This is a genomic window from Streptomyces sp. AK08-02, from assembly GCF_033795085.1.
Classification (GTDB): domain Bacteria; phylum Actinomycetota; class Actinomycetes; order Streptomycetales; family Streptomycetaceae; genus Streptomyces; species Streptomyces echiniscabiei.
On the sequence record NZ_JARAZV010000013.1, the window covers coordinates 19,346 to 35,451 of the forward strand.

Here is a 16,106-nt window from a genome sequence, read left to right on the forward strand (position 1 = left end):
CCCGGTCGGTCAGGGGGCCGACCGACGGGGAGTGTGCGGGCGGCTGTGGGGCGTCGTGGCCGGGGCGGCTTGGAGGGCGAGAGCTGTGCGTATGGCCCGGTCCTGGGCCGGTGTGGCGCTGGCGAAGGTGTACTCGGTGGCGCCCCAGCCTCCGCGGCAGTCGGTGTAGGCCCGGTAGGCCGGGGTGACGATGACGCGGTAGTCGTATCCGTCGACCGGCACGGTAGCCATCTGCCCGAGGTTGGTGGCGGTGAAGCGGGCGGTGCGGGCGGCGGCGAACACCGTGTCTGCGGTGGTCTGGTCGAGGGCGTGGGTCATCGGCGCACTACAGGGCGGTACGGGCGAGCGGCAGGGCGGCAAGGGCGAAGGCGTCGGGCTGCTGGTAGTACAGCCGTCGCAGGTCGACCTGGGCGGTGACGGCGGCGGTCTCGATCTGCGCGCACGCGGCGTCGAGGGCGGCGTCGGACTCGGCGCTGACGGTGAGCAGGCCGGTCAGGGCGACGTCGGCGTGGCCGGCGATCAGTTGGCGCTCGCGGACCTTGACGTCCGCGTACTCGACGGAGTCGGCCTCGGAGTCCACTTGTCCGCGGCGGGCGCGTTCGTTGGCGTCGGCGATGATGGCGGCCTTCTTGCGCTGGACGTCGCGTAGCGCGGACTCGAGCCCCTGCGGCGCGTATATAAGGGAGAGGCTGCGGCGGACCCCGGCGGTGAACATGAGCCCGTGCAGGAACCCGGCATGGGTTTCGGTGCGGGGCCAGTTCTCGATCCAGTAGGTGGCGTGGCGGGCACTGTCGGTGCCGAGGCGGTCGTACTCCTCGACCTGGACGACCGGCCCGGCCGCATCGGGGTCAGCCTCGGCCCGTCCGTTCGGCGACCATTGCTGGAGGGCGGAGAGGGCGTGGGGATCGTAGGCGGTGCGGATGACTGCGGCGATCTCCCGTGCACCCAGCCAGCCGGTCACCATCAGTCCCGCGCTGCGGGCGGCGAGGGCGATCGCCGAGGTGGTCTGCTCCAGGACCGTGAACGCGCCGGGCAGCCCGCCACCGGCCTGGCTGATGAGGCGCTTGGCGGCCTTGAGGTCCAACGAGATGGCGAGGTATGCCTCGTGCGGGGCGGCGGCCGGGCCGGCGGAGGCGACTAGCTCGGAGTACACCTGCCCGGCTACGGGGGTGCCGCGCTGGCCGTGCTTCGCCCAGTGGCGGGCGAGGGTGTCGCCGGAGTCGGGGACGGTGCGTTCCAGGACCTGCACGGTGGCGACGTGTCCGCTGCGGGCGATGCCGGCCAGGGCCCTGCCCCAGCCCGCCACGTTCGAGTTCTGGGTGACGGGATCGAGCAGGGCGTATGCGCGGCTGCTGACCCGGGCGATGGCGGTGAGCCGTTGGTGGTGCGGGTCGTGGACGGCGGCAGCCTGGTTGGCGGAGTCGCCGGGGGTGACGACCTTCAGCGAGGCGGCGGTGCCGGGCAGGTGCAGCACGCCGTCCTGGCGGGGCCGGGAGACCGGCCGGGCCAGCCACAATGTCTGGCCGGTGCGACGGCGGTGGGCGTAGCGGGCGACGACCGGAGCCCAGTCGATCAGCGACCTGCCGTTGCGGCGGATGGTGACGAGGGCGGCGACGCTCGCCCAGAGCGGGGTCAGCGCGATTGCGCCGAGCAGTCCGGTGGTCACCACCGTGATGAGCAGGAGGGCCAACGCGCCGGATACGAGGAGGAGTTGGGGGAGGGAGAGGCCGAGGAGGATGCCGCGCCGGGAGCGGTGCGGGAATTTGACCGTGATCGGGGAGACGGAGAGTTCAGACAAGGGCCGGTTCCGGGGAGCGCGGGGCGGGGCCGGGACGGCACAGTCGCACGGGGAATGCGGGGTGCCGTCCCGGCGCGGGGCAGGGTCAGAGGCCGGTGGGCGGGGGCGGCGGATTGCCGGCCGAACTGGCGGAGTTCGGGGCCGGTGGGGTGCCCTGCGGCGGCGGGGTGAAGGCATCGGACGCGGGCGAGGACATGAATCCGCTGCCGTGACTGGTGGATCCGGCACTCGACCCACCTGGTCTGTGGGCGCCGCCGAGGTGGCCGCTGGTGTCGTCGCGCGGGCTGGTCGGCGGGGGCTGTACCGCCTTGTCCGGACCGCTCTTGATCGCTCCGCTCTCGGACGACTCGGTTCCGGAGCCGCCGCCTTGCTTGCCGGTGTCCGGCGTGGGGGTGGCGGCGATGTCGCCCGGGAAGCCGCCCGGCACCGCGTCCGGGCCCTGGGGTGCGGCGCCCGCTCCAGCAGCGGCACCGCCGGTCCCTGCGGTCGCGACCGCGGCGGCGGCTTTACGCCCGGCGCGTTCGGCGTGCTGGCGGGCCATCTGCGCGCCGGCGCCGCCGGAGCGGTGCAGCGTCTCGGCGTCCGATCCCTCGGAGGCCGCCCAGTGGACGAACTTGAACGTCGCGTACGGGCACAACAACACCAACGCCAGGATGACGATGCCGGCCATCACGTCGGCCAGAGCGGCGACGCCGTCCTTCGCCTCGGTCTTGCCCATGGCCGCGATCCCGAGCACGAAGATCACAGTCATCAGCAGCTTGCTGACCACGAGGGTGGCGGTGGCTTCGATCCAGCCCTTGCGCCAGCGCCGGGCGACCTCCCAGCCGCCACCGGCTCCGGCGAAGACGGCGAGGGTAACCATGACGAGGATGCCGACCTTGCGGACCATCATCACGCACCAGTAGAGGAAGGCGCCGATCGCTGCGCCAATGCCGACGAAGACCGTGACCAGCCAGCCCAGGCCGGAAAGGGAGGCGATCTGGCCGACCTTGACGATGCGCCGCACCGCGGTGGCGACGTCGAGGTTGGCGGCTTTGAACAGCCCGTCGCTCAACGCATCGACGACTTCGATGGCGACAGTGGTGAAGGCGATCGCGGTGAAGGCGAACAGCACGCCGGTGGCGGTGCCGGTGAACGCCTGGGTGAGGGCCTGGCCGTCGCGTCGGATCGCCGCGCGCACGAGCTGGGCGCAGAACGTGGCGACGAGGACGACCAAGCCGATCGGCAGGATCATCTCGTAGTTGTCGCGGAACCACCCGGCATTCAAATCGACCTTGGTGGTGGTGTTGACGGCCTCGGCAGCCAAGTCGGCAGCAGCGGCGGCGAGTTCGCCCGCCGATTTGGCCATCCAGTTGCCGATCGCTGCGCCAGGGTCGGAGGCGAAGTCGACCGCGTCGCCGACCGCGCACAGTTTGTCCGCGAGGGGGAGGTCGCAGAAGCCCAAGGGGAGTCACCCCTCCTTTCTTCAGTGGGCTCGGGGCGTGTCAGGGCACGACGCGGGGAGCGATGGAGACCAGGGAGCAGTCGGAGTTCGGGCGGCACTGCACTGCGAGGGTGATCGAGCGGTCCTCGGAGCCGGCTCCGCCCTTCTTCCAGGCGATCTGCTGTTTGCCGGTGACGGTGACGGCGTAGATGTACGCCTCGGTGATCGCCGACGGATCGTCCGCCAGGGCCTGCTTGAACGCGGACGGGTAGTGGGCCTCGTCCACGATGGCGGTGGCGTACTGGTCCTGATCGGCCATCCGCGACCACAACACCGGATCCGGCACCTGCGCGGTGAGAGAGGACCAGTCGGCGTATTTCGTCTCCGACGTCAGCCACGCCTTCATCCCGGCGAGCTGCTGATCACGGCTGGTGGTGCGCGTGTCATACGACCACAACATCGCCGCGGCGGCCTGGGCGAAGGCGACCGGATCGGCCACCGCCGGAGGCTTCGCCACCGCACCGGCCCCGGCCGACGCCGTGGGACCGGCGGACGCGGAGGCGGTGCTGCTCCGCTCGGACGGAGTGGCGCTCTGGCTGTCACTGGTTCCGGTGCGGCCGGTGAGCAGGGCGACGATGGCGGCGAGGGCTAGCAGGACGGCGAGGCCGATCGCGCTGACGGTGATGCGTTGCCGGGACGACCAACCGATGCCGTAGCCGGACAGGGAGGGGAATCGTTTCGGCATCAGTGGACTTGCGACCCCAGGGCGGAGAAGAACGCGACCACGCCATTGGCGGCGCCGAGGCCGAGAGCGGCGCCGGCCGAAACGACCGCGCCCTTCTTGCCGTTGGCCTCGGCCTGGTGGCCACCGGTGTGATGGCCCCAGGCCCACACGCCGAGGGAGACGGCGAGCGCGCCGACCACGGCGACGATCGCGAACAGATTGATGCTGTTGACCACGTTCTTCAGGACGGCGAGGCCGGGCAGGCCACCGCCCTTTGGGGAGATGCCGGGGTCGTAGGCCATGTACTGCACGGTGTCGAGTAGGTGCAAAGGGAGGCTCCTTGCGCGCGCCGAAGCCGACGCGTGGGAATCAATGAAGAGAAGAGGGGGAGGTGCGAGGCGGCGGCCTCGGGGAGGCGGGCCGGCAGCCGTGCGAGGTCCGGCCGAGCCGGTCGACGCATGCGAAGCGTCGTGGCGCGCGCGAGGGCACGGCGCTCGTGCCGAGGCTGGGAAGAAGCCGCAACTTGGGCCGGTGCCGCTTCGACGGCGCTACGACTCAACCGTTGATCCGGCTGTCGGGGCGCCCTACTTCGGGATCGGCGGGGTGGGCGCGCCGTTGCTGGCGTACGGGTTGGCGCACTGGTAGATCACGTAGCCGCGGATCTTCTTGCCGTCGGACTTACGGGTCACCGTGACCCGGGTGAACCAGGTCTTCTGGCTGGCCTTGTAGACCCACTGGTCGTAGGCGATCTTGTCGTGCCGGTAGGCGACGCCCAGCGCCGTGGCGGTCTTGGACGGGGACTTGCGTACCTTGACCGCGCTGCACGAGATCGTCGTGTGGCCGGTGTCATACGCCTGCGCCGTGGCGGCGGTGGCCAGGCCGCCGGCTGCGACGGCCAGTCCCATCGAGGCGGCCGCAAGGGTGCGCCGGACGCGGTGGTGAGGTATCACTCAGATGCTCCGTGGTGTCGAGAGAGAGGGGGAGAAGTGGGCAGGTGTCGTCCTGCCGATGAGCCGTCTGCGGGGGAGTAAGGAAGCGGCCCAGGGGGATTGGGGGCGGCGATCCGGCTCAGGTGCCGTGCGCGGCTGTTCCCGCGCTGAACTGGTGATGCAGGCGGCAGGTGGGGTCTCTGCGCCCCGACTGGGGGTCAGATGACGCGGCGGGCGGCGAGGATGTCCCAGTCCGCCAGGGGGGTTATTCGAACTGGTTTTCCAGTCCGGGGTGCCTCGATCGCGAGTCCCGATCCCATGTAGAGGCCAACGTGTTCGGGGCGGGCGGCGCTGCCGCGGGAGAAGATCAGATCACCGGGCTTGAGCGCCTTGGAGGAGACGGCCTTGCCCTCGTTGATCTGGGTGTACGTGGTGCGGGTGAGCTGGATTCCGGCGTGCGCGTACGCCTGCTGGGTCAGCGAGCTGCAGTCGCAGCGACCCATCGGATCCGGGCCGTGCGGCGCCGTGCAGGTACCGCCCCACTGGTACATCGTGTCGAGTTGCTGCATCGCCCACGCGATCGCCTTGCGCGCCTTCGGATCAGCGTCCTTGGGGATCGAGTAGCCCTTCGGCACCGAACCTTCGGGGATGGTGCCGTAGCCGGAGCCGTCCTCGGTCCCCATGCAGGACGCGGTACTGGGGGTGCTGTCCGTGTCCGTGCCGGAGGCGTCGGGGAAGGTGGCGACGATTGCCTTCTGAAAGGCGGTCGCCAGGTCCTCCCAGTCGGCGTAGGCGTCCGCGTAGGCGGATCGCTGGACCTTCTGCGCGGCCTGGGTGACGGTCAGTTGCTGCCAGCCGGAAACCGCCAACAAGCGCGTGTAGAACTGGGTGGAGGCGTAGACAGGGTCGCGGATCTCCTCGGCGGTGCCCCAGCCCTGGCTCGGCCGCTGCTGGAACAGGCCCAACGAGTCGCGGTCGCCGGAGTTCAGGTTGCGCAGCCGCGATTCCTGCATCGCGGTGGCGAGCGCGATGACCTGGCCCTTCTTCGGCACGTGAAGGCTGATCCCGGTGGCCACGATGGTCTGGGCGTTGGGGACCTGCTCCTCAGGCAGGGTCAGGCCCTCGACGTGGACAGTCTTGGCGGACGCGCCGTTGAGGATCTTGGTGACCTGTTCGACGACGGCGTCGGTATCGACGTCGCCCACGCAACTGAAGGACGAGTAGGTGGTCTGGGCGGCCTCGCTGGAGGAGGCCATCAGCATGGCCGTGCCAGCGAGGAGGAGAGGGGAGAGGACGAAGAGGCCGATGCCAGCGGCTACGCCCTTCAACCGGCGATGCCTCCCGAGCGGCAATCACGGTCCGGGGGCCGGTGTTCGGGCAGGGGAGCGTAGGGAGCTGTCACAAGGGGGTCCTTCGAAGGCAAGGTCCCGGCCGCGCGGCTGCAGAGGTGGAAAGGGCGCTGCGGCACGGGGTTTGAGTGAGTCGGGGCGTGTCTCGCGAGCGTTGAATTCAGCTCACGAGGCGCGTGAGTGTCAGGTCACGTGTACCGGGGCACGGGGAGTCTCCATGAGGGCACGGGCAGGGGATTGCGCCATCGGCGGTGTTCGCCGGGCAGTTCCAAAACAGTAAGGGCGGATCCCCGGTTGCCGAAATCGCGGGTGATCAAGCCCTGATTTCCGGGGCTGGGAGGCTGCGATGCGTCTCAACCGGGGATCGTGCCTTACAGTTTTGGCTCCTCCCCTCGCCACCCCACTTTCGTAGGTCAGCGGTGCCGTCATGCCCGCATTCGGCCTGCCCGGGGTTACGTGCGTGAGCCGGAGGTATTCACCCTCATCTCACCCGACCCGAAAATTGGGGCACCTCTTTGCCTTTTTCCCTGCACCAGGGCGACGCGCTCAACGCCCTCGCTGAACTGCCGGATGGCTGCGTCGACTCCGTCATCACCGACCCGCCATACAACTCCGGTGGCCGGACTGCGAAGGAACGCACGAGCCGCAGCGCCAAGCAGAAGTACACCTCCGCCGACGCCGGCCACAACCTGCCGGACTTCACCGGCGAGAACATGGATCAGCGCAGTTACGGGTTCTGGCTGACGCAGATCATGACCGAATCGCACCGGCTCACCCGTACTGGCGGCACCGCGCTCCTGTTCACCGACTGGCGTCAACTCCCCACCACGACGGACGCGATCCAGGCGGCCGGATGGCTGTGGCGTGGTGTGCTGGCCTGGCACAAGCCGCAGGCCAGGCCCCAGAAGGGCCGCTTCACCCAAAACTGCGAGTTCATCGTCTGGGCGTCCAAGGGCGCCATCGACGCCTCCCGCAACCCCGTCTACTTGCCGGGCCTCTACAGCGCCTCGCAGCCGTCGGGCAAGAACCGGCAGCACATCACGCAGAAGCCAGTCGAGGTGATGCGCGAGCTCGTCAAGATCTGCCCCGAGCAGGGCACGGTGCTCGACTTCTGCGCCGGTTCCGGCTCGACCGGTGTGGCGGCTCTTCTGGAAGGCCGTGACTTCATCGGCGTCGAGAAGACCGAGCACTACGCGGCGATCGCCGCCGACCGGCTGACTGAGACCCTGCAACAGACCCTGAAGCAGGACGATTTCGTCCTGTCCTCCTGACCCGAGTCGACGGCTGGCCACGGCCGGAATTCCGCATGCCCGGATTCCCCTCCGGCGCCGCATGCAGGCGTTATAACACTGGATCCCCGGTTGGCGAAACCGGGAATCGTCCGGATGGTTGGAGTCGCCATCCCAGCCCATGGGAAGCGGCTTCAAGGAGGACCCTTTCGTGCCTGAATCCATAAACCCCAACGACAACGGGGAAATGGAACCGGTCCGGCTGCCGGACACGGATCTGGAAAGCATCGAGGCCAGCGTACGCAAGCTGCTCAAGCAGTCGGCGGAGCAGGCGAAGCAGCTCGACAGCCTGTCCACCGAGCCCGGACCGCGCGCGTTCGACGGCTTCGGCATGCCGGGATTCGCCGGCCTGCCGCTGCCGCCTGCCCCACCAGAGCCTCGCCCGATCCTGGAACTGGACGGTGAGGAGTACGAGGACGAACTCGACAGCCTCTCCGACTGGGTGGACGACTTCCTCATGCCCGTCTACGGCGCGGAGGTCACCACCGCCGCGCCGTGGTGCGCGCAGTGGCAGGAACACGACGGTGTCGTCGCCTGGCTCCATGCCCTATGGCTGGCCTATCAGCAGCACAAGGACCCCGAGGCAGGATTGTCGGGCCTGTTCGTCTGGCACCGGGACTTCCTCACCCACGCCATGGCCACCGTTCGGGCCCCAGGCGGGCCGCTGTCCGCATGCATGACCGACCCGGATCGTCACGCCCACCGCCTGCTGCCCGGCCCCAAACCCTCCACACGGGCGGCGAGTTCCCGGACCGACGGATCGGAGAGGGTCGGCGAGCCGGGCCAGGCCGCAGCATGAGCGGCCCCGAACCCCGGCCGGCCTTCGGCCTGTCCTTCGACCCCCGCGCGCTGACCGACCTGCTCCAGGCCCCCGCCGACATCCGCGACCTGGCCCTCGACCAGCTCCAGAAGGTCGTCAACGCCCAACTGTTCGGCGGCAAGCTGACCGAGGAACTGACCGGGTACCGCAAGCTCTACGTCGATCACCGCAACGCCTGGCGCATCGTCTACGCCCAGCGCCCGGCCCCGCCTGGCGCGTCCCACCGCACCGAGATCCACGTCGTCGCCGTACGCCCCCGCGCCCGGCACGACGTGTATGAGACCGCCCGGGCCCGTCTCGGCATCACCCGCCGCCCGACCGGCGCCCGCACCCACGCCGCCCGCGCCCGCTCCCCGCAACTGGACGCCCAACGGCCGCCGATCCCCAAGCCGGGCCCGTCCCCGTACACGATGCCCGGCCTCCCCCAACCCGCATCCACCATCCCGAAGGGCCCCACCCGTTGACCCGTCTCCCCTTCATCCTCGACCGCGTCAGCGACGTGCTCGCCGTCGAGCCGCCGAAGGCCAACCAGCATCACCTGCTCATCCTGGACATCGCCGAGATGTGCCACGACCTTGACGAGCAGCTCGACGCCCTCGTCGGTGACCACGCCGACGGTGTCCTGGCCATCGCAGAGCCCGAGCGGTTCACCCGTCTCCTCGCCGAGCGGCTCTCCCTCGAAGTCCAGCTGACCCAGGCGGTGTCCCAGTCCTGCTGCTGCGCCACCGAGACCGCCAGCACCGACAACCCGGAGGACAACGCGGAGGGCGAGCCGGGCGGGCCGGGCCGGCCAGAAACCATCGTGCACGCCTGCCTCGACGCCTTCGCCGCCGCCGGAGACCCGCCCGCGCTGCCGGCAGCCGACATCGTCGACCACCTGCGCGCGCTGCCCGGCAGTGCCGAAGGGCCCAACCCTTACGTCCACCTCACCCAGGGCCACCTCGGCCGTCTCCTGGCCGTGCACACCGTCCACCCCTGCTCGCTGTCGGACGGCCGGGGCAAGGGGTACCGGCGCAGTGCCCTGACGATCGCGCTGTACGGCTACCCCTGCTGAGCCACCCGACGCTCTCCACGATCCGCCGAGGGAGCGAGGCGGACTGGCATTTCATCGACGCCTTCCACCGGGGCTGCTGTCCGGAGAGCCTGCTGCGCCGCTGGGGCCGGAGCAGGATCACCCGGCGCGATATTTCCCGGCTGCTGGCCCACAGCACGATCTGGATCGGTCTGGACGCCGACGGCGCTCCGCTCGGGATCGTCTCGGCCGGGTTCGTCAGTCGGGAAGCGGGTGTCGTCGATCTCGGACTACAGGTCGCCGACGCCCATCAGCGCCGCGGCATCGGCACCCTGCTGGCCCGGCACGCCGCCGACCACGCCCGACGCCGCGGCGCCCACACGCTGACCGCGTACCTCCACGCCGCCAACACGCCGATGCTGCGCCTCCTCGATCGCCTCGGCCCGGCCGCGCACACGCGTCACGGCACGTACCTGGACGTCCGCATCCTCCTCGGCGAGAGGCCCACCACAGGACGGCGGCCCTGATCGCCTCCTCCAGACGAAACCACCCCACCCATGCCCTCTCATCCCGCACGCGCGTCCGCGAAGCAGGCGCTCACGCAGTTCGATCTCCGCATCGAGGCAGCGATCGGCCACAGCATCGATCAGCTGTGGCAGCACCGCGGCCGTAACCTCCTCGACGAGCCGCGCACCTGCCTGGCCGACGCCCACCGTGCTCTGGTCCAGGCCGAACAGGCCGTCACGTTCTACCGGGTTCAGCTCCGGCGGTTGGCCTCCGACGAGTTCGCCGTCGACCAGGCGCTGTTCACGCGGATCAACCGCACCGTTGCCGCGCTCAAGGAGGCTGCGGCGACCCGCGACCAGCGCGAGACCCAGGTCAAGGCGGCACTGGAATCCGTCGAAGCCGCCACCCGCACGCGCGGAGCAGGTGGCGGGCCGGAGCTTCCGGCACCGGACCAGGCAACCCTGCTGGCGATCGCCCAGGGCGCCAAACTGCGCGAACACCTTCTCACCCAGCGCCTGTCGGTCGTGACCGCCTCCGGTGTCCGTATCGCCTACAGCCACCTCCAGCGGTTCGAGGCAGCCGGTCTCGTCGTGCGCGACGAGGCCCATCCGTTGCACGCCGGGCAGCCAGTCACCCTCACCGATGCCGGCCGCGCCCTCCTGGCCTCACGCCGCGTGCCCGCCCCGCCGGCCGCGCCGCCGGTGCAGCGGGCCGGAGCCTGGCCGGCCTCCTCCGCGCCGCGCCGCTGACATCTCCGGCGCGGCGCGAGGACAGCCGATTCTTCCCCCTGATCGACCCGAAAGCACCTATGCCCTCACACCCCCCGGACTTCCGCCTCGGCGGCTACCAGGCCGTCAACGACCGCGTTGACGACCAGTTCTGGCAGCACATCGGCATCGAGGAGGACCAGCTCACCGTCCTGGCCGAGCACCACACCAGCGACGGCCGGAGCAGCTTCTTCGTCCTGCACAACGGGGCCGTCACCTGGGGGATCCCGGGTGAACCCCAACTCGTCGCCCTTTACCTCCAGCGCGACACCGTCGCGCGGACCTTCCGCTTCGACCATGCGGAACTGCCCCTGCCGGTGATGGCCCAGTCCTGGCTGATCGCCCGGGGTTGCCCCGAGGAGAAGATCCTTCTGTCCGAGCGCCTGGGCGGGACACCCTCCGACGACGCCACCCGGGCCCTGGAGGCGCGGCTGCGCGGCGACGGCGACCACTTCGCCCTGCTGACCAGCTACACCCGGGACGACGAGCCCTTCCAGACCACGGTGCTGCTGCGGGCGCTGGACGAGCGGGTGCCCCTGCCGTTCCGGGTGCTGCTGGAAGAAGTCGACACCGACACCTGGACACGCACCCTGCGCGAAGGCGGCTTCGCCACCTTCGAGGCCGCGACGACGTGGTGGGAAGCGCACTGGAGCGGCGAGGACGTCCCGCTGCCCACCACGTCACCGACCACCCGCCACAGCACGCCGCCCGCGGCAGCGGCGAGCGCCGTGCCACCGTCGCCGCGTCGGCCCGGCCACTGAAACCCAAGAACTCAATTCCGTGCCGCCGGATTTCCGGACAGCTGCACCGATTCTGCTCCGGCGGTAGCGGAACATAGCACCCCATCCCCGGTTAGCGAAACCGGGGATTCTCTGGACTCTTTAGTCCAGCCCGCACGGCAACTGCCCGGGCTGCATTGCCATTTCCTCCCTCACTGACATGGAGCCCAATTCCCATGCGCTCAACTCGAATAGTCGTCTCCGCCGCTGTCCTCGGCGCCCTCGCTCTGCCGCTGGTCTCCGCAACGGCGGCGAGCGCCACGCCCGCCCAGGCCCCGGCATCCCTGGTCACCGCGTCGTGTACTGATCCGGGACCGTGGGTGATCGCCACCAAGGCCGTCACCATCCGCTCCAAGGCATCTGCCAAGTCCACCGCGGTCGGAATCCTCTACAAGGGCCACAAGTTCACCGTCCACAAGACCAGCGGAAAGTGGCGCTACATCACCGACAAGACCACCGGCGTCAAGGGCTGGGTGTCCGCCAAGTACGTCTACCGCACTGTCGGCATGTGCCTGGACTAATCCGCCCACCGGAGCGTCGAAGTGGATTCTGAACCGCCGTTACCCGCAGCGCGGTTGGGCCGCGAGTGTCCGGCCCTATTTCCCCGAATGTGACGGAAAGGAGTTTTGCTGTGCCTGACGCCGACGAGGTGATGGGCGTCCTCACCGAGCAGGTCGAAACCCGCTTCCAGATGCCGATCGCCGAGCTACGCCGTGCCGTGGCCGCCGCCCCGCAGGCCCACCCGGAGGCAACCACGATCGTGCGCTGGCACGGGATGCTCACCGAGGCCCAGCAAGTGCTGGAGAGGGCCGAGGACGCCCTCGCCGAAGCCCTCGCCCAGCACGTGGACGCTGTGCCCGACGGTGAGTTCGTCGAGCTGCCCGAGCACGTCATGTACCTCGCGGACATGGTGAACAGCGCCCACACCGTACGGCAGGGGCGGGCCATGACGGTGCGTCACCTCCTCGATCCCCAGGCGATCGGAAACCGGTCGGGGGTGTGGCGCGGCCCATCCCCCTTGGTCCGCCGGGGACCGGCTTTGCCTACCGGCTCGCCGTCCCTTCCTGCCACCGGGCAGGCACCCGCGCGCGGGGTGGCCCGGTGAACGTGGTCGAGAAGGCCTCCAGTCAGGACGGCCTGCTGGAGGAGGTGTTCGGGGCCCCGGTGCGGGATCTGTACGCGCAGGCGATGGGCCCCGGTGCGTCCGCGGCCCTGGTGCGCGCGCTGGAACTGCGCAGCTTCCTGGTCGTGGCCGAGGAGCAGGTGGCCCGGGTGCGGGACCGGGTCCATGAGGCCACCGCCGCGGACCGAGACACGAGCGAGCTGTCCGCCGACGACCTGCGCTTCGACGCGCAGTGGATGGAGGCGGCGCTGGCCGGCCGTGCCGGCTACGTCGCCGCCCTCGGTCGGCTGTTGCGCGCGATGCCCCCGCCCGGCCCGGCTGCGCGCCGCGCCGAACGACTCACCCAGCCGACGATCACCACCAGCCTTCCGCCCGCCCCGGCAGACACCTGCGCCGGGGCGGTGCGCAAGGCCCCATCGTGAAAGCCCCGTTTGCCCCCGTCCCCCATTACCGCCCAGTCGATTGCCGAGCGCATCGAGACCCTGTACGCCCAGCCGCTGGCCGACCTTGAAGTCTTCGCTCACGGCCGTCCCGACCCCAGCATGCTCGCCGCCCTGCTCATCGGCCTGGCCGAGCTGCGGCTGGCCGAGCGCAACATCGCCTTCCAGGTGCAGCGGCTGCGTGAGCTCACCGACCCGGAGCGTGAGATCGGCCGCTTCAGCGCCGGCCACATTCTCGACTGCGCTCGCCGGATCGTCGAGTGCCTCGCCACCCGCGACGCCCACGCGAAGACCCTGAGCGGCGTCCTGGCCAGCCTCCACCGCGTCCCCGCCCCGGACGTGCGGCCCGAGTCCGCGCCAGCCACCTCCGCCGCACCGGTTCCCGCTCCTGCGCGTGCCGTCGCCCGTACCCGCTGACCTTTCCCTTTCCTGTCTGAGGAGTCCCTTCCCTTGGCTGCCACCGGTCTGTCCCGCACCACCCTGACCGATCTCTCGCGCGTCACCGAGAGCCTCAAGATGCTCGCCCCCAACTGGAGCGTGTGGGTGCTGATGACCCTCTCCGCGGGGCACCTGCGCTACAGCGATGTCAAGGCCAAGCTCGCCCTGCTGGCCGACGGCCAGCTCCACCCGAAGCTGACCAAGCTGGTTGACGCCGGTCTCGTCGAGCGCACCGAACACGGCCCGCGGAACGTCACCTACGGGCTGAGCAGCCGCGGCGCCGCTCTGATGCCTGTCCTGCCTGCGCTCAACACCTGGGCGGACACGCATCTGGAGAAGCCCCTCGCGCCGGACAAGAGCACCGGGGTGCTGGAGCCGCAGTCGGTCGCGGCGGCCCAGAACATCGAGGACGCGATCGCCCTGATCAGCCCCAGGCACTCCACGCCACTGGTGTGGGCGCTCAGGGCCCGCGGGACGGCCGGCGCCAAGGCGCTGGCGGCCGAGGTCATGCCGCACTACAGCCTCAGCCGCGTCTACCCGCCGCTGCGCCGGGTGATCGACGACGGGCTGGTCCAGGTCACGGGGTCTGGTGACTTCCAGCTCTCCGCCAGCGGCCAGGCCCTCGCCCCGGTCTACCAGGCACTCTCGGCCTGGGCAGCGGGCCGTCCCCTCACCGACGAGGCCACGCACCCGCTGTGGGGACACGTCCCGACGCCCTCGCAGACCCGGTCCGGCCCGTACCTGACCACCCAGTCCAGGCTCTCGGACCCGCCTGCCTCGCCCGCACCTGCCCAAGCCCAGGCCCTGTCGTGGAAGACCGGCGACCTCTTCTCTCACCGGATACCCGCCCGACCCCTGTCGGTCTCCCCGGCAGGAGGCCAGCGCCGATGACCACGACCCTCCACCTCAGCCACCCCCTCGCTGGCCGGGTCATCCACGCCCTCTCCCTGCCGGCCTTGATCCGCCTGGTCACCGAGATCGACGACAACGGCCCCATCAGCCGCCGCCGCGGCAGCCTGCAGAGCGCGTTCGGTGACCTCACCACCCACCAGCTCCGCTACGCCATCGACGTCGCCCGCACCCTCGGCCTGGTCCACGCCGACCCATACGCCACCACCCGCTACCGGCTCACCGAGGCTGGCGCAGACCTCGCCGAGTTCTACGACACCGCTGCCCGCTGGTCCCGCACGCACCAACGCCCCCACGCCGTCTGCGATTTCGTCACCCGTGTCCAGCACGCCCTGAAACTGCTCGGCCTGCCAGCCGACGCGCCGACGCGAGACCCCGCCGACGCCAGAGTGCGGCGTACCGAGGCAGACCTCGCCCTCCATGGGCTCAGGACCGCGCTGGACGAGTGGCTCCAGACGCATCCGCAGTCCCTGCCCGCCGCGGCACCGCGCTCCACTGCGGCGGCGGACGAGACGGAGCTTGTTGCGTGAGAATCCGTACCGGATCCCGGCACGCCCGCCGACCTGGTTCCGCACTGCTGCGCGGCATCTACCTGCCGCGTGGCATGGACGCCGCCGCGTTCGCCATGACGACGTACGGCATCCCCCTGCTGGTGCTCGCCACCACCCGCTCCGCAGCCCTCACGGGCCTGGCCTTCGCCCTGGAATGGCTGCCACGGTTGATGGCGTTCGCCCTGGCCGGAGCCCTGGTCGACCGCTACGGCACGACCCACGTGTTCCGTCTGGCCTCGACGGCACGGGCCGCCCTCGTGCTGGCCGCCGCGCTCATCCTTGGGTCTCCGGCCGACGGGCCCGGCGAGACGATTACCGTCATGACGCTCGCCGTCGGCACCGGTGTGCTCACCGAGTTCAGCTACCTCGCCGCCGAAACCGCCGGCGGGATCGCCAGCCGCACCGCAGGTGCGCGTGCCCACCGGGTGCAGTCGGTCCTCCTCGGCATCGACCAGACCGCCACCCTGATCGGTCCCGCGCTCGCCGGGCTGCTCCTCACCCACAGCGGCGCCACCGGCATGCTCGCCGCAACCGCCGCCTTCTCCCTGCTCGCCGCCGCACTCGCCCCACGACAGAACATGGCTCCCCACACCACCTCCCAGGCAACTGTCGTCCGGGGACTGCGGACCGGCTGGCAGGCACTGCGCTCCCTGCCAGCACTCGGCTGGCTCGTCGGGGGACTGACGCTGTCCAACCTCGCCGTCGGCGTCCTGCAGGCCGCGGCCCCGGTAATCGTCGTCCAGCGATTCGGCTACTCCAGCACCGACGTCGGCCTGCTCTGGTCGGCCGCCGCCGCAGCCGGCCTCGTCGCGATCATCCTGTGCCAGCGTGCCATTGACCGCTACGGCCTCTGGGCGGTCGGTGCTGTCTGCGCGACGATCACCGGCTCGGCCTGCCTCGCCCTCACACTCGCCGACACCTACCACGCCTATCTGGTACTGATCGCCCTCGCCCTGGCCGGCGAGGGCGGCATGACCGTCGTGCTGCGCACCCTGCGCTCCCATCTGATCCCCGCCGAGGTCTTCGGCAACACCCTCGCTGTGACGATCCTGCTGCTCCTGCTGCCCTTCCCGATCGCGGGACTGCTCGTCGCCGCCGTTTCGCCCAGCCGGCTCGGCCACGTGATCACCGCCTGCGCGGTCGTGCAGGCGATCGGCCTGGCCACCGCCTTCACCCGGCTGCGCACCCTCCCGGACCTGCACCCCTCGGCCACCTGACCCGCCCCGCCCTCTTCAACTGCTTCCCGGA

At 70.5% G+C, this 16,106-nt stretch carries 21 protein-coding genes; 14 read left to right on the plus strand and 7 right to left on the minus strand.

All coding sequences use genetic code 11. The features are described from left to right. Positions 1–9: 9 nt before the first annotated feature. The 7 genes from PV734_RS26450 to PV734_RS26480 all read right to left on the minus strand — a co-directional run bounded on the left by PV734_RS26450 (position 10) and on the right by PV734_RS26480 (position 6,202). Positions 10–318 carry a hypothetical protein gene (locus PV734_RS26450; RefSeq protein ID WP_319292281.1) on the minus strand — a complete coding sequence of 103 codons (309 nt, stop codon included), beginning with the start codon at positions 316–318 and terminating at the stop codon, positions 10–12. 7 nt (positions 319–325) lie between these two features. Further along, the gene (locus PV734_RS26455) at positions 326–1,798 is read right to left on the minus strand and encodes an SCO6880 family protein (RefSeq protein WP_046918701.1); all 1,473 of its coding nucleotides are present in this window, start codon (positions 1,796–1,798) and stop codon (positions 326–328) included. Positions 1,799–1,883: 85 nt separating this feature from the next. Continuing rightward, positions 1,884–3,242 carry an SCO6881 family protein gene (locus PV734_RS26460; protein ID WP_319292285.1) on the minus strand — a complete coding sequence of 453 codons (1,359 nt, stop codon included), beginning with the start codon at positions 3,240–3,242 and terminating at the stop codon, positions 1,884–1,886. A gap of 40 nt (positions 3,243–3,282) precedes the next feature. After that, positions 3,283–3,966, minus strand: coding sequence for a hypothetical protein (locus PV734_RS26465; protein ID WP_319292289.1), 684 nt, complete (start codon positions 3,964–3,966; stop codon positions 3,283–3,285). Beyond that, on the minus strand, positions 3,966–4,247 hold the full coding sequence (locus tag PV734_RS26470) for a DUF6112 family protein (RefSeq protein WP_319292546.1): 282 nt from the start codon (positions 4,245–4,247) through the stop codon (positions 3,966–3,968). The genes PV734_RS26465 and PV734_RS26470 overlap by 1 nt, the downstream gene beginning before the upstream one ends. A 282-nt stretch (positions 4,248–4,529) precedes the next feature. After that, positions 4,530–4,895, minus strand: a complete 366-nt coding sequence (locus tag PV734_RS26475; RefSeq protein ID WP_319292292.1) for a hypothetical protein — start codon at positions 4,893–4,895, stop codon at positions 4,530–4,532. A 197-nt stretch (positions 4,896–5,092) separates the two neighbouring features. After that, entirely contained in the window at positions 5,093–6,202 is a 1,110-nt protein-coding gene (locus PV734_RS26480) for a C40 family peptidase (RefSeq protein ID WP_319292295.1), read from the minus strand. 536 nt (positions 6,203–6,738) lie between these two features. On the opposite strand from PV734_RS26480, the gene PV734_RS26485 reads away from it, so the two are divergent. The 14 genes from PV734_RS26485 (at position 6,739) to PV734_RS26550 (ending at position 16,075) form a co-directional block, all read left to right on the plus strand. After that, positions 6,739–7,494 (plus strand): DNA-methyltransferase, encoded by a 756-nt coding sequence (locus PV734_RS26485; RefSeq protein WP_046918732.1) that lies wholly within the window; start codon positions 6,739–6,741, stop codon positions 7,492–7,494. A gap of 169 nt (positions 7,495–7,663) precedes the next feature. Next, entirely contained in the window at positions 7,664–8,311 is a 648-nt protein-coding gene (locus tag PV734_RS26490; protein ID WP_402270346.1) for a DUF4913 domain-containing protein, read from the plus strand. Beyond that, complete coding sequence (locus tag PV734_RS26495; RefSeq protein ID WP_046918734.1) at positions 8,308–8,796, plus strand: type II toxin-antitoxin system RelE family toxin; 489 nt, start codon at positions 8,308–8,310, stop codon at positions 8,794–8,796. Before PV734_RS26490 ends, PV734_RS26495 begins: the two co-directional genes overlap by 4 nt. Continuing rightward, positions 8,793–9,386, plus strand: a complete 594-nt coding sequence (locus PV734_RS26500; protein ID WP_319292299.1) for a hypothetical protein — start codon at positions 8,793–8,795, stop codon at positions 9,384–9,386. The genes PV734_RS26495 and PV734_RS26500 overlap by 4 nt, the downstream gene beginning before the upstream one ends. Positions 9,387–9,544: 158 nt before the next feature. Further along, on the plus strand, positions 9,545–9,871 hold the full coding sequence (locus tag PV734_RS26505) for a GNAT family N-acetyltransferase (RefSeq protein ID WP_233443786.1): 327 nt from the start codon (positions 9,545–9,547) through the stop codon (positions 9,869–9,871). Between the two features lie 30 nt (positions 9,872–9,901). Next, a complete protein-coding gene (locus tag PV734_RS26510; RefSeq protein ID WP_319292302.1) occupies positions 9,902–10,600 on the plus strand; it encodes a hypothetical protein in 699 nt (232 codons plus the stop codon). 59 nt (positions 10,601–10,659) lie between these two features. Next, on the plus strand, positions 10,660–11,379 hold the full coding sequence (locus PV734_RS26515) for a hypothetical protein (protein WP_319292305.1): 720 nt from the start codon (positions 10,660–10,662) through the stop codon (positions 11,377–11,379). A gap of 194 nt (positions 11,380–11,573) precedes the next feature. Further along, positions 11,574–11,918, plus strand: coding sequence for an SH3 domain-containing protein (locus PV734_RS26520; RefSeq protein ID WP_046918738.1), 345 nt, complete (start codon positions 11,574–11,576; stop codon positions 11,916–11,918). Between the two features lie 110 nt (positions 11,919–12,028). Beyond that, positions 12,029–12,502 carry a hypothetical protein gene (locus PV734_RS26525; RefSeq protein WP_319292308.1) on the plus strand — a complete coding sequence of 158 codons (474 nt, stop codon included), beginning with the start codon at positions 12,029–12,031 and terminating at the stop codon, positions 12,500–12,502. Further along, positions 12,499–12,942, plus strand: coding sequence for a hypothetical protein (locus PV734_RS26530; protein ID WP_319292310.1), 444 nt, complete (start codon positions 12,499–12,501; stop codon positions 12,940–12,942). Before PV734_RS26525 ends, PV734_RS26530 begins: the two co-directional genes overlap by 4 nt. A 9-nt stretch (positions 12,943–12,951) precedes the next feature. Next, a complete protein-coding gene (locus tag PV734_RS26535) occupies positions 12,952–13,377 on the plus strand; it encodes a hypothetical protein (protein ID WP_319292312.1) in 426 nt (141 codons plus the stop codon). A gap of 33 nt (positions 13,378–13,410) precedes the next feature. Beyond that, positions 13,411–14,289: a winged helix-turn-helix transcriptional regulator gene (locus tag PV734_RS26540; RefSeq protein ID WP_319292314.1), complete on the plus strand. Its 879-nt coding sequence runs from the start codon at positions 13,411–13,413 to the stop codon at positions 14,287–14,289. Next, positions 14,286–14,837: a hypothetical protein gene (locus tag PV734_RS26545; RefSeq protein WP_319292316.1), complete on the plus strand. Its 552-nt coding sequence runs from the start codon at positions 14,286–14,288 to the stop codon at positions 14,835–14,837. Before PV734_RS26540 ends, PV734_RS26545 begins: the two co-directional genes overlap by 4 nt. Continuing rightward, positions 14,834–16,075, plus strand: a complete 1,242-nt coding sequence (locus PV734_RS26550; RefSeq protein ID WP_046918742.1) for an MFS transporter — start codon at positions 14,834–14,836, stop codon at positions 16,073–16,075. The genes PV734_RS26545 and PV734_RS26550 overlap by 4 nt, the downstream gene beginning before the upstream one ends. The last annotated feature ends 31 nt before the right edge of the window (positions 16,076–16,106 follow it).